Annotated in this window: 13 protein-coding genes; 9 read left to right on the top strand and 4 right to left on the bottom strand. The window is 63.8% G+C overall.

Going from position 1 to position 12,333, the window contains the following annotated elements:
• Nucleotides 1-58: 58 nt before the first annotated feature.
• A complete protein-coding gene (locus ACNPN0_RS14405) occupies nucleotides 59-853 on the bottom strand; it encodes a YsnF/AvaK domain-containing protein (RefSeq protein WP_448937934.1) in 795 nt (264 codons plus the stop codon).
• 421 nt (nucleotides 854-1,274) lie between these two features.
• Between ACNPN0_RS14405 and ACNPN0_RS14400 the strand changes: the two genes are divergently transcribed.
• The 3 genes from ACNPN0_RS14400 to ACNPN0_RS14390 all read left to right on the top strand — a co-directional run bounded on the left by ACNPN0_RS14400 (nucleotide 1,275) and on the right by ACNPN0_RS14390 (nucleotide 4,450).
• On the top strand, nucleotides 1,275-2,360 hold the full coding sequence (locus ACNPN0_RS14400) for a carboxylate-amine ligase (RefSeq protein WP_448937935.1): 1,086 nt from the start codon (nucleotides 1,275-1,277) through the stop codon (nucleotides 2,358-2,360).
• A 184-nt stretch (nucleotides 2,361-2,544) separates the two neighbouring features.
• Nucleotides 2,545-3,909 carry an MFS transporter gene (locus ACNPN0_RS14395; RefSeq protein ID WP_448937936.1) on the top strand — a complete coding sequence of 455 codons (1,365 nt, stop codon included), beginning with the start codon at nucleotides 2,545-2,547 and terminating at the stop codon, nucleotides 3,907-3,909.
• A 70-nt stretch (nucleotides 3,910-3,979) separates the two neighbouring features.
• Nucleotides 3,980-4,450, top strand: a complete 471-nt coding sequence (locus ACNPN0_RS14390; RefSeq protein ID WP_448937937.1) for a GNAT family N-acetyltransferase — start codon at nucleotides 3,980-3,982, stop codon at nucleotides 4,448-4,450.
• Nucleotides 4,451-4,760: 310 nt separating this feature from the next.
• Here the strand turns inward: ACNPN0_RS14390 and ACNPN0_RS14385 are convergent, their stop codons facing one another.
• The 3 genes from ACNPN0_RS14385 to ACNPN0_RS14375 all read right to left on the bottom strand — a co-directional run bounded on the left by ACNPN0_RS14385 (nucleotide 4,761) and on the right by ACNPN0_RS14375 (nucleotide 7,224).
• Nucleotides 4,761-5,309 carry a DUF4822 domain-containing protein gene (locus ACNPN0_RS14385; protein WP_448937938.1) on the bottom strand — a complete coding sequence of 183 codons (549 nt, stop codon included), beginning with the start codon at nucleotides 5,307-5,309 and terminating at the stop codon, nucleotides 4,761-4,763.
• A 149-nt stretch (nucleotides 5,310-5,458) separates the two neighbouring features.
• Nucleotides 5,459-6,085, bottom strand: coding sequence for a response regulator (locus ACNPN0_RS14380; RefSeq protein WP_448937939.1), 627 nt, complete (start codon nucleotides 6,083-6,085; stop codon nucleotides 5,459-5,461).
• Complete coding sequence (locus ACNPN0_RS14375; RefSeq protein ID WP_448937940.1) at nucleotides 6,082-7,224, bottom strand: sensor histidine kinase; 1,143 nt, start codon at nucleotides 7,222-7,224, stop codon at nucleotides 6,082-6,084. Before ACNPN0_RS14375 ends, ACNPN0_RS14380 begins: the two co-directional genes overlap by 4 nt.
• A gap of 261 nt (nucleotides 7,225-7,485) precedes the next feature.
• Between ACNPN0_RS14375 and ACNPN0_RS14370 the strand changes: the two genes are divergently transcribed.
• The 6 genes from ACNPN0_RS14370 to ACNPN0_RS14345 all read left to right on the top strand — a co-directional run bounded on the left by ACNPN0_RS14370 (nucleotide 7,486) and on the right by ACNPN0_RS14345 (nucleotide 12,279).
• Entirely contained in the window at nucleotides 7,486-8,169 is a 684-nt protein-coding gene (locus tag ACNPN0_RS14370) for an ankyrin repeat domain-containing protein (RefSeq protein ID WP_448938007.1), read from the top strand.
• A 176-nt stretch (nucleotides 8,170-8,345) separates the two neighbouring features.
• Nucleotides 8,346-9,233: a phosphate/phosphite/phosphonate ABC transporter substrate-binding protein gene (phnD, locus tag ACNPN0_RS14365; RefSeq protein WP_448937941.1), complete on the top strand. Its 888-nt coding sequence runs from the start codon at nucleotides 8,346-8,348 to the stop codon at nucleotides 9,231-9,233.
• Nucleotides 9,230-10,066: a phosphonate ABC transporter ATP-binding protein gene (phnC, locus tag ACNPN0_RS14360; RefSeq protein ID WP_448937942.1), complete on the top strand. Its 837-nt coding sequence runs from the start codon at nucleotides 9,230-9,232 to the stop codon at nucleotides 10,064-10,066. The genes phnD and phnC overlap by 4 nt, the downstream gene beginning before the upstream one ends.
• Complete coding sequence (gene phnE, locus ACNPN0_RS14355) at nucleotides 10,056-10,892, top strand: phosphonate ABC transporter, permease protein PhnE (protein ID WP_448937943.1); 837 nt, start codon at nucleotides 10,056-10,058, stop codon at nucleotides 10,890-10,892. Before phnC ends, phnE begins: the two co-directional genes overlap by 11 nt.
• On the top strand, nucleotides 10,889-11,653 hold the full coding sequence (locus ACNPN0_RS14350; protein ID WP_448937944.1) for a tyrosine-protein phosphatase: 765 nt from the start codon (nucleotides 10,889-10,891) through the stop codon (nucleotides 11,651-11,653). Before phnE ends, ACNPN0_RS14350 begins: the two co-directional genes overlap by 4 nt.
• Nucleotides 11,650-12,279 carry a TetR/AcrR family transcriptional regulator C-terminal ligand-binding domain-containing protein gene (locus tag ACNPN0_RS14345; protein ID WP_448937945.1) on the top strand — a complete coding sequence of 210 codons (630 nt, stop codon included), beginning with the start codon at nucleotides 11,650-11,652 and terminating at the stop codon, nucleotides 12,277-12,279. Before ACNPN0_RS14350 ends, ACNPN0_RS14345 begins: the two co-directional genes overlap by 4 nt.
• Nucleotides 12,280-12,333 lie beyond the last annotated feature (54 nt).

Below are 12,333 nucleotides of genomic sequence, written 5' to 3'. Positions count from 1 at the left end.
CCCCCCCCGATCCCGCTGCGTGCAGGTTCGGCTCCTGTGCAAAGCCAGCGCGCCGGCGCTAGCGGGTTTGCCGGCCGCCTTCCCAGCCCTCGGCTTGCACCTGTTCCTTGCGCAACTGCGCTTCGAGGCGCTCTTCCTCGATGACTGTTTCCTTTTCCAGGCTGACCCGCTCAACTGGCTCAACAGTCTTTTCTACGACGGGACGCTCCTCGTGCAAGGTCACCTCCTGCTCGTCTTCAGCCAGTTCTCCGCTGGTGCCGGTGGCTTCGGCATCCGTGATGGGCTCGCGCTCAAGCCGCACTTCCTCATGGCTCACCGGCACCGTGGTGGCCACATCCTCGGTGACCACGTGCTTGCGCAGGCGTACCTTGCCGGTTTCCACGCTTTCGGTTCCCACATGCAGCCGCTCCTCGGAACGGATGGCAGAGGCCTGGGAAGTGCCGTCCCCCGGATCACGTTCGTCTTCCCGCGAATACTCGGCGCGGGTATCAGTCTCCGGGACGCCGGGCTGCACGGCAGCCTGGTCAGCTTCCTGGTAGGACAGGCTGTAGTAGTGGTAGAGCTCCTGCTCCTGCTCTGGGGTGAGCTGGCCCTCCGGATCGATGTTCGGGGCGTCCTTGACGGTCTGCTTGTCATAGGGCACCGAGAGCGTATCGCCGGCGACGGTTGCCTGGCTGAGCGGAACGAAGCTCTCGGAGAGGCCGAAGAGGCCCGTGCGGACGGTCGCCCATTCCGGCTGCCCGCTGCGGTCGTCAAGGAAAATCTGGCCGAATTTGCCGATCTTCTGGCCGTCGGGGCCAATGACGGTGCCGCCAATTGCGCTGAGTTCCTGAAGCTGTTCTGTGCTGATCATGGGTCTGTCCTCCTGCTGCGTTCGACTTCGGATCAATCCAGTAATTCCAGTCCGGCTGGCCAGTGGCCGGCCGGCTGAAGCTGCGCCTCCAAGTGGGCGTGACGGCCCCCAGCTTGGCTTCTTGCGGTGCTTTGCCGAGCCGCGGTGATTAGAGCGTGGCACACTTTGCAAGCCCTTGCGCCGGGGCTTGTGCTTGCATGGCCGCAAGCTCAGTAGCAGCTGTGAAAAGCGATCAGCAGGTGCCCGGGGCAGCTAGCGGGCGTAGGGCGAGGAAGATGAACGGGTGGCTGCGGACAGCCGCGTCCGCAACTGCTGCGAAGCTGGAAAATCGCTGGGTTTCCTGCCGGGGAACGGCCGTCGGGGCCAGCTGCCGTCTAATGTTCAGTTCGTATTGCTGCCCAGGGAAGGCGAACCAGCATCCATGACCAGGACCTTTGGGATCGAAGAGGAGTTCTTCCTCGTGGATCCGGAAACTGCCGCCCCGGTGCCGATGGCCGATGAGCTCAGCGCCCAGCTGCTTGGCCTCGAACTGCAGGGCACCACGGTCCACCGCGAACTTCTGGCCAGCCAGCTGGAAATCGTCACCGGAATCTGCACCTCCGCGCAAGAAGCCGTGGAAGCGCTGGTGCGGCGGCGCGCCGCCATTGAGCGGATCTGCCGCGAACACCAGGTGCTTCCCTTTGCGTCGGGAACGGCGCTGGGGCTTCCGAGCACTACGGAGTTCACCAAGGGCCAGCGCTACGCAACCATCCACGAGTTCGTCCCGGGGATCGCCCGAGAGCATTTCATCAACGGACTGCACATCCATGTGCATGTCCCTGATGCCGCCGCCGGAGTCCGGGCGCTGAATGCCTTGCGCGGCTGGCTGCCGCTGATTGCGGGAATTGGCGCGAACTCTCCCATCTGGAACGGGGAGCCAACCGGCTTCGCCTCGTGGCGGACGGTGCACTACCGCAGATGGTCTGCGGCAGGCATCCCGCCGGCTTTTGCGACAGCGCAGGAATACCAGCAGCGCATTGAGGACATGATCACCTCCGGGGCGTTGCTTGATCCGGGGCATATCGGCTGGTTCGCCCGCTTGTCGGTGAACCATCCGACCATTGAAGTCCGCGCGGCGGACACGCAGATGGCAGCCGGCGAATCGGTGGCCCTGGCTCTGCTCATCCGGGCCATTGTGGATACCGCTTCGGAAACGGACAGCCCTGCCACCACGGCAGCGTCCGAGGTTCTCGACCTGGGCCTGTGGCAAGCGGCGAAGTCGGGAGTGGAAGGCACCTATTTCGATAGCGAAGCCAGGACTCCCGTGCCTGCCAAGGCCATGATCCAGCGGGTGCTCGATTACGCGGGCCGTCAATTGCAGCGCAATGGCGATGAACAGTTCGTGGCTGATTACCTGGACTCGCTCGCGAATCTCGGCAATGGTGCCACGCGCCAACTCGAGAGCTGGAACCTGGGCGGGGCGAAGCAGGTCGTGGCTGATGCCGCCAAGCTGTTCGCACAAGCCTGACAGGTTTTCGCAGGAGCAAAGCGAACAACCAGGGGAGCGGCGCGCAAGGAGAAATACCGCTTGTAGCGGGTTCGGCAGAGGCCTACTATCAAGGCAAGGAGTCGATCCTGCATGAACGGCCAGCACGGGGGTGCTGGGGCGGAGGAAAGTGATTCCTGCATACTCGCAACAACGAGGGGGAATCATGAGCACTCCAGCTGCAGTACCTGGGCGCATGACCAAGGAGCAGAAACGCGTCGCGGGAGCGACCATGGTGGGCACCACCGTGGAATGGTACGACTACTTCATCTACGCCAATGCGGCGGCCCTGGTCCTGGCCCCTCAATTCTTCACTCCCGCCGAAGCGTCACTGGGATCCATCATCGCTTTCGCCACCGTCGGCATCAGCTTCCTCTTCCGCCCGTTGGGCGCCATCGTGATGGGCCGGGTGGGCGACAAGTACGGCCGCCGAGCGGTGCTGATCATCACCCTGGTCCTGATGGGCGTCGGCACCACATTGGTGGGCTTGCTGCCCACCTATGCGAGCATCGGCATCTGGGCTCCGATTCTCCTGATCTTCCTGCGCATCGTCCAGGGCTTCTCCGCCGGCGGCGAGTGGGGCGGTGCGGCATTGATGGCAGTGGAGCACGCGCCGGATCATGCCCGCGGCAAATTCGGGGCCTTCCCTCAGCTCGGCGTCCCGGCCGGAATGCTGCTGGCCTCCGCGGTCAGCGCCATTATCGCCGCCGTTCTCTCCCCGGAGCAGTTCATGGCCTGGGGCTGGCGCATCCCGTTCCTGCTCAGCTTCGTCCTGATCCTCATCGGCTACTACATCCGCCAGCGCGTGGAGGAATCCCCGGTCTTCGAGGAAATGGCCCGGACCAAGCAGACCGAGTCGGCCCCGCTGTCCACGCTGTTCAGCAAGCACCCCAAGAAAGTCATCCAGGCGACGCTGGTATTCATGGGCAACAACACTGCCGGGTACATGCTCACCGGCGGCTTCATCCTGGGCTATGCAACGAACAAGCTGGAACTGCAGGCTGGCGACATCCTGAACATCATCACCATCGGCTCGCTGGCCTGGCTGATCTCCACCTGGATCGGCGGAGTGGTCTCGGACCGCATTGGCCGCAAGAAGATGTTCATCATCGGCTGGGTGCTGCTGCTGGCCTGGCTCTTCCCGCTGTTCCTGCTCATCGAGACACGAAACCTGGCCTGGGTCACCGTGTCCCTGGTGGTCTTCGGCGCTTTCATGGGATTCTCCTACGGCCCGTTGCCGGCGCTGTATGCCGAGCTGTTCCCGGCCCGTATCCGCCTGAGCGGTTCTTCGATCAGCTACGCCCTGGGCTCGGTGATCGGTGGCGCGTTCGCCCCGACCATTGCCGCCGCGCTGGTGGGCAAGTTCGATACCACCGTGGCGGTCTCCACCTACCTGTTCATCTGGGTGGGCGCTTCGCTGATCGCGACGCTGACATTGGAGGACCGCACCGGTGCGGACCTGTATCCGCATGAGGGGTCAACCGGAGAAGCGGGAGGCCACACAGAAGAAGCCGGGCCCGAGCATTTGTGAGCGCTGGTGGAGAAAGGGCAACTAGCTGCGTGTAACATCTCCGATACAAACTGCTGATATCTTGTCGCTCATGACGTTGTCCATTGAACCTGCAGACTTCGAGGATCCCTCCCTGCGAGCCTTCCTCGAAGCCCACCTTGCTGACATGGCGCCGCAGTCGCCGCTGGAGTCCCAGCATGCCTTGGACTCGGCTGCGCTACGCCAGCCAACCGTCCGGCTCTGGACAGCGCAGAAGGACCATCGCATAGTGGGCACCTGTGCGTTGGCGGTATTGGAGCCGGGCCACGAGGAGCTCAAGAGCATGCGGACGGACCCGGACTTCCGCGGGCAAGGCGTCGCTTCCCGGTTGCTGCTCCATGCTCTGGAGGATGCCTCGCAGCGCAAGCTATCGCGCATATCCCTTGAAACGGGAGCTATGGAGTTCTTCGCACCTGCACGCTCGCTGTACCGGAAGCACGGCTTCAAGCAGTGCCAGCCCTTCGGCTCCTATCAGGAGGACCCCAACAGCATCTACATGACCCGGATCCTTGAACTGAACTAGCTCTTGGGCAGGGCACTGCCAAGAATCCTTGTACCCGCAGAGCCAAAGGCCATGAAGGACACCAAATTCGGTCGTTTCCGGGCCACGCCGGCATGACAGCGAGGTCTGAATTCAACACGCTTGCTTGCCGGATATTCATGGAGCAGCCACTGGCAGAAGACTGCCTGGCGGAATTCGGCGGTGCCGCGCTTCAGGCAAAGACAGCACCATGCCATGGCTTTCTGCAACTGGTAGGGCCAGCCCTCCACAGGCCCGCCATTTCCGGAGGGCTCCTGGCAGTGGCGGGCTGATGGGCTGCTTGATAAGCCGCTCAGGAGGTTGCTGGTTCAGGGGTGCCGGTCGGAGTGTGGATGATGTCGAAGTAGACGTCGGTCTTTTCCGGATCGGGGAAGACCCGGTAGGTGAATTCGTCGCCAGTCAGCTTCACGATGTCCGAATCGCGGGTGAACTGGACGGCCCCGGAACCATCCTTGGCGATGATGGTGCGGGTCTTGCCATCCGCGGAGACCGTCCAATCACCCTGCATCTTCGGCGCGCCATCCAGGGTGTACATGCTGAAGGTGCCATCGCCGTGGAAGTAGGCGTTGCCCACGAAGTTGCTGACGTCCTTGTCGCTGAGCTCCACTGGCTCGCCTTCGGCGTCTTGCGCACCGGTGGTTTCCCAAGCGGTGGAAGACAAGACGTCTGAGGGGGTCATGGGATCGCTGGCCGGCGACGCGTTCTCCTGGGTTTCGGCGGTGTTGCCCGTGCCGGACTGGCCAGCACCGGTTCCTGCGGTGCAACCGGCCAGCAGGCCGATCGCCAGGGTTGCGCTGCCCAGCGCGGCAAGCAGCTTGGGGGAGTTGATGCGTTTGTTCATGGTTCCAGCCTCGATTCAAAGAAGTTGATATCCGCGGTTGCCTGGTGAAGCACCGTGGTAAATCAATTCTGACTTTTCGAACCACGCGAGGCATCGGCCATCAAGCTGGGCTTGCTTGCCTGCCAGATGAGATCCCTGAGGCCGGGAACCTAGCGCATGCCCTCCCGGCGGATGGCCGTGGTGATCGCTTCGACCCGCGTCTCCACGCCCAGCTTGGCGTAGATGTGGGCCAGATGGGTTTTGACCGTCGCCTCGGAAATGAACAGCCGCTGGCTCAGTTCCTTGTTCCCCAGCCCCTCGACGAGCAAGCTGAGCAGTTCCGCTTCCCGGGGCGTCAAAGCCTCATCGGGATTGCGCAGCCGCCGGAAGAGCTTGGAGGCCACCGGTGCGCTCATGATGCTCTGGCCGCGCGATGCCCCGCGCACCGCGCTGAAGATCTCCTCTGGCGCGGCGTCCTTGAGCAGATAGCCCATGGCACCGGCGTCCACCGCCCGGACGATATCCGCATCCGAGTCGTAGGTGGTGAAAACCAGGACCGCCTGCTTGGGATTGCGCTGGTGGATCTCCTTGATTGCCTCGATGCCGTCCATTCCCGTGCCCATCGCCAAATCCATGACAACCACCTCCGGGGCGAGGCTATCGAGCATGGACAGGGCCGCTTCGCCGGAGCCGGCCTCGGCAATAACCTCGATATCCGGCTGGGTGTCGAGCAGCGCCTTGAGCCCGCTGCGGACCACCAGGTGGTCATCGACCAGCAGTACCGTAATTGCGGTCATGAAAGTTCCTCCTCGCTGGGAATCTGAGCTGCCACGATGGTCCCCATGCCGGGGGTGCTTTCCACCGAGAATACGCCGCCTAGCTGCTCCACGCGTTGCCGCATGGCGCGTAATCCGTAACCGCCGGACTCGGAGGGAAACATGATTTCCTCCGGATCGAATCCCCGGCCGTTATCGTGGATGTCCAGCGTGACGGTGTCCTGGAAAAAGCCGATGGTGATGGTGGCCTGCTTGGCCCCGGAATGCAGCTTCACATTGGCCGCGGCGCTTTGCACCACCCGGAGCAGGGCGTGCCTCGTCTCGGTGGATACCTTGCGCGGACTGCCGATAACGTGCAGCTGGACATGGGGGACGTAGGCGCAGGCCGCGTCGGACAGCATTTGGGGCAGGGGGCCGGAATCTGCGGCAGGCGAGGCAAGGTCAAGGACCAGGCGCCGGGTCTCCAGGAGATTCTGCCTGAGCATTCCGCTGGCCCGCAGGACCTCGTCCCGGGCGGACGCAGCAGGCCAATTCCGGTTGGCTGCCTCCAGGAGCAAGAGGCTGCTGGCCAGGCCCTGGGTGACGGTGTCATGGATTTCGCGGGCAACACGTTCACGCTCGGTGGTGATCCCGGCCCGGCGCTCGCTCGCCGCGAGCTGCTGCTGCGCGCTGGAAAGTTCCTCGTTCAGCCGGCGCTGCTCTGCCGCATCCTGTTCCATCCGGTCGAAGATCAGCGTCAGCATCGCGCCAATGGCCAGCGGCCCGAGAAGCATCACGATATCGGCGCCGTCGCTGAACAGGAACCAGCTCACTGCGGCGGCCACGACCGTCAGCCCGCCGGCCAGGTAGCCGATGAGCCCGTGCAGCGCCCGGCGGCAAAGGAAGAACAACCCGAAGGAACACCAGGCAAAGCTCGGAGCGAGCACCACCAGCACCGAAGCTGTCGCAACCAGCACGAGGACCCAGGAGGTCCGGGCCTGCCCGCGGTTCAGCAGGAAGGCGGTGACCAGGTACAGGGCGCAGACCACGGCAGCGAGCATCATGATCCACAGATTCTCTGCCGGGTCATGCCGCAGCACGTAGCGAATCAGCGCGATGAGCATGAGCACGGCAAAGCCGATGTGCACCAGGGCGTCGATGTTGGTTTTGGGTGCGAGCATGGGTTCGGAAGCAGCGTTGGCGGAAGAGATGTCGGGGCCTTTGTCGAGATGGGAGCCGGTGTGCAGTCCGACGCGGGAACGGTTAGGGGTGGTTTCCCCATACTAGAACTTGAAGCGGGTCTTGTGCTCCGCCATCTGGCTGGTTTTCATGGCCTCTTGGCCGATTCCGCAACCGGGAACGGTACTGCAAGATGGGAAGAAGACGATCAAGGAGTGCCCATGACCACAAACCAGAAAATAGCAGCCACCGCGATGCCGAACATGGCGCAGCTCGCGCGACGCGGCCCGGCCCTGGGTATTCTGTGCCTTGCCACGGCGTTCGTCCTGGCCGGGTGCGCAGCGGCCGAATCAGAAACGCAAACTCCGGCACCTGCCTCCGTCGCACCGTCCTCTGTTGCCTCGGTGGCACCGGAAACTGCCGTGCCGGAATCCGGTCTGTCCGCCCAAGCGCAGGCGGAACTGGACCAGCGCTTGGTACGCGCGGCCAAAGCCAATGACGCGGATGAGGTCCGGGAACTGATCGCCGCCGGCGGGGATGTGAATGCCAAGGATTCGCTCCAGGATTCGGCGTTCCTCTATGCCGGGGCCGAAGGCTTCAACGAGATCCTTGAGCTCACGCTGGAGCACGGCGCGGATGTGGAGAGCTTGAACCGCTATGGCGGAACGGCGCTCATTCCGGCCAGCGAGCACGGCCATGTGGAGACCGTGAAGATGCTCATCGAGGCAGGTGTTCCGCTTGACCATGTGAACAATCCGGGATGGACCGCGCTGCATGAAGCCGTCTTGCTTGGCGATGGAGGACCGAACCAGCAAGAGGTCGCCAGGCTGCTGCTGGCCGCCGGGGCGGATCCGGGGATCACCGACCCGCAGGGGCGCACCGCACTGGAGAATGCGCGCCGGCTCGGATTCGACGAGCTGGCCGAAGCCATCGCCGCGCATCAGTAGTTCCCCGGCGCAGGATTGAGCCGATCGCAGTGCTGCCTGGCGGGGTGGCTACCAATCGTTCATTCCAAGTTTCCTAACGAGTACGGCAGTCTCGTAATTCGCTGTCACTTTCCGGTGTTTGAGTAATGGTGTTCTCGAAATCGAGGGCACTCGCACCGATTTGAAAGGTCCGCCTCATGCGCTACCCTGCACTCGTTCCCGTGAGCCTGCTCGGCCTCGCCGCCCTGGCCCTCACTGGTTGCCAAGCTTCTGCCACCGCGGCCGATGCTCCCATCAAGATCGCCACCCTGCCCGTCTCGGATGACCCGACCGCGGTCAATCCCAATGAAGCGCTCGTGGAACTGCTCGAAGCCGAAACCGGCCGCGAGGTCGAAGTCACCGACGTGCCCGACTATCTCAGCGTGGTCGAGGCCATCCGCGCTGACCATGTGGACATGGGGATCATGAGCGGTTTCCCCTCGGCGCTCGCGCTGAACACCGGTGAAGTCGATTCCCTGCTGGCATGGGAGGGCAGCGATGAACCGGTGTCCACGTGCGTGGTGCTTGAAGACTCGCCGGTCAAGACCCTGGAAGACTTCCGTGGCAAGACCATCGCCTTCGCGGACCAGGCTTCGAGCTCCGGCTACTTCATGCCGGTGTACATGCTGCACCAGGCCGGGCTGGAGCAGGGCAAGGACTACGAGGCCATCTTCGCCGGAGGGCACGAGGGCAGCTTTGCCGCCCTGGAGCAAGGCCAGGTGGACGCGGCCTGCACCGCTAATGTGCTGACCGAAATGGGCGCACCGATGTTCCCCTTCGCCGAGGGAGAATGGCGCGGGGTTGGACAGAGCCCGTCCATGGAAATCATGGGCAGCGTGCTGGCCCGCCAGTCGCTGGATGAGGAAACCCGCACCGCACTGCAAGAAGCCCTTCCGAAGATCTTCTCCGAAGAGAACAAGGAAGCCCTGGCCGGCTACTCCTCATTCATCGGACTGGACGTCGAGGTCGGCCCCGACCCCAGCCGGTATGCCTCCTTCGCCGAAATTGCCGAGGTGGCCGGCGTTGAGCTCGAGGACCTGAAATGAGTCCCGTTCTCAAAACGGCAGCATCTGCGCAGCCCACCGAAATGATGAGCACCGCCGAACTGCGCCGGGCGCTGCCGTTGGCCACCGTGCGCGGGCTGGAAGTCTGCTACGAGAAGAAGATGCCGGTGCCCGTGCTGGACGGCGTGGACCTGGACTTGTTCCCGGGCGAGATGGTCTCCCTGCTGGGTGCCTCGGGGTCGGGCAAGTCCACCTTGATGAAAAGCCTGACCGGTTTCGCCCCGGCGACAGCTGGCACGGTGCGCGTGGCCGGCCATGACCTGCGCAATCTCCAGCGCGGCGAACTGCGCCAGCTGCGTTCCGAGGTGGGCCAGGTCTTCCAGCAGTTCAACCTGATCCCGCGATTGAGCGTGCTGTCCAACGTCCTCACCGGTGCCCTGCACCAGGCCGGGGCCATCAATCTCGTGGGAGGCTTCTCCAGCGCTCATCGCAAATATGCCATGGAACTGCTGGACCGGGTGGGCATTGCGCACAAGGCAAAGGAACCGGCCCGTTCGCTCAGCGGCGGGCAGCAGCAGCGCGTGGCCATCGCCCGGGCGCTGATGCAGAGGCCCCGGCTGATCCTCGCCGATGAGCCGGTCGCGTCGCTGGACCCGAAGCTCGCCGATTCGGTCCTGCAGCTGCTGCGGGATATCGCGCAGCAAGACGGCATCCCGGTGCTGGTCAGCTTGCATGTGGTGCCGCTCGCGCTAGCCCACAGCGATCGCATCGTGGGGCTGCGCCAGGGCAAGATGCTGTTTTCCGGAAAGAGCAGCGAACTGGATGCCCAGTCGCTGGAGGGGATCTACGAGGACGGTGATACCGATGTCCACTGAAACCAGAACCGTTCCGCTGGCGGACAATGAGCTGCCGGCCTCCGATAGGACCCGCCTGGAACGTGCCTTCTCCATCCCGCGCGCACGCTTCCTGCTGGGCATACCCGTTGCCCTGCTGATTCTGCTGTGGTCCGCGGGCGGTGTGGGCTTCGATTTCCTGAAGCTCGGCCAGGGAACACTGAACATGGGAGAATTCCTCGCCCGGCTGTTTCCGCCGGACTTCTCGAAGATCTCGACCATCCTGGAATTGCTGCTAGAAACCCTGCAAATGGCCATCGTCGGAACCGTGCTGGGCGTGGTGCTCTCGCTGCTGGTCGCCTTCGGCGCGGCCTCCAATATCGCTCCTCCATGGCTGTACTACCCATCGCGCTGGGCCATGAACGTGATCCGCGCCGTGCCGGACCTGGTTTTCGCCCTGATGTTCGTCTCGGCCGTGGGCTTGGGGCCTTTCGCCGGCATCTTGGCCATGACCCTGGGCTCGCTCGGGTCCATCGGCAAGATCTTCGCCGAGGCCATGGAGTCGGTGGACAAGGGGCCGATGACCGCCATGCAGGCCGTCGGCGCGTCCAAGCGGCAGGTCATCCAATACGGCATCCTGCCGCAGGCCGCCCCGCTGCTGGTCTCCTACACGCTGCTGCTCTTCGAGGGCAACGTGCGCGGCGCAACCATCCTGGGGCTGGTGGGTGCCGGCGGCATTGGGCTGGAACTGACCACCGCCATGCGCATGTACGACTACGGCCACCTGAGCGCCATCATCATCTGCATCATCGTGCTCGTCACGATCATCGACCAGGGCAGTGCCCTGATAAGAAGGAGAATCACATGAGTGCACCAGCCATCGAACTTGAGCTCAGCGCACCGGTCAACCTGCGGGACCTGGGCGGAATCCGGATTGCCGGGGGCACGCTGCGCCCGCAGCTGGTCATCCGCACCGATGACATCGCCTATGCCACCCGCGAAGTCGCACAGCAATTGGTGGGCTCAGGATTGGCCGCAGTTATCGATCTGCGCTCGCCGGCAGAAGTCGCAACCACCGGGCGAGGACCGCTGGCCGAGTTCCCGGTGGCCTATCACAACCTTCCGCTGATCAGCGATGTCTCGCGGTCGACGCCCAAGGGCGCAGAAGGGTTCACCCATGAGGCCATGGGCCGGATGTACCTGGACATGGTGGAGAACTCCGCGGCGCAGCTGGTCACCGCGCTGAACATCATCGCCTATTCGCCGGGGACCACGGCCTTCCATTGCGCGGCAGGACGCGACCGCACCGGCGTGCTGGCGGCCATGCTGCTGCTCGCGCTGGGTGCCAGCGACGAGGACATCGTGGCGGACTACGCGCTGACCGGGCAGAACATGCGCGCCATCATGGAGCGCAACCGGCCGGTAATGGGCGAGATGTGGCGGGCCCTGGGCATGGACTTCTCCAAGGTCGACACCTCGCAGCTGTTCGACGGCCCCATGGACGTGGCCATGGAAATGATGCTCGGAGAGTTGCGGGCACGCCATGGCGATCCGCTGGCTCCGCTGCGCGCCGCTGGGCTGAGCGAGGACACCATCCAGCGCCTGTCCGAGCGCGCAGTGCAACGGTGAGCGCCCCGGCAGTTGGGCAGGCTCCGGTGCGCCGGCGACCGGGACGCCCGCGGCACGAGGAGCTGGAGCAGAAGGTACTGGACGCAGCGCTGGAATTGATCGATGCGGAGCAGGAGATCACGATATCCAAGCTGGTGGAGCGCAGCGGAGTCAGCCGTGCTGCGCTCTATCGCAGGTGGCCGTCGCTGACCTTGCTGATAGCTTCGGCACTGAACACCGGACGAGTCGTGCCGCCGGCCATTTCCGGCGACGGGGATTTGCGAAGGAACATCTTCGAGGCGCTCTTTGGCCACGGAGCGGAACAGACAGTGGAGATGTACTCGGAATCCCGATTCAGGCAGCGCATCCGCCTGGTGATGGCTGACCGCGAGCTCCAGCGCGCTTATTGGCAATCGCACGTGAAGGTGCGCAGGGTGCCAATTGAAGATGCGCTGCGAGCGGGGATGGAAAGCGGGATACTGCGCAGCGACCTGGATATCGAATCCTGTTTCGACACCTTGGCAGGAGCCGCGTACTACCAGCTGGTGGTGCGCGGCGAGAGCTTCCGCTTGCCGGAAACCCGCGCCAGGCTTGAAAAAGCCTTTGACATGGTTTGGCGGGGAATGGTCGCTTTTCCTTCCCGATAGATCCGCCTTTGCAGCTGAAAGCCTCCCGGAAGATTGGGTCTTCCGGGAGGCATT

The organism is Glutamicibacter sp. AGC84 (genome assembly GCF_053543575.1).
The sequence above is the reverse complement of the archived record's forward strand: the minus strand, read 5'-3'. Positions and strand labels throughout refer to the sequence as shown.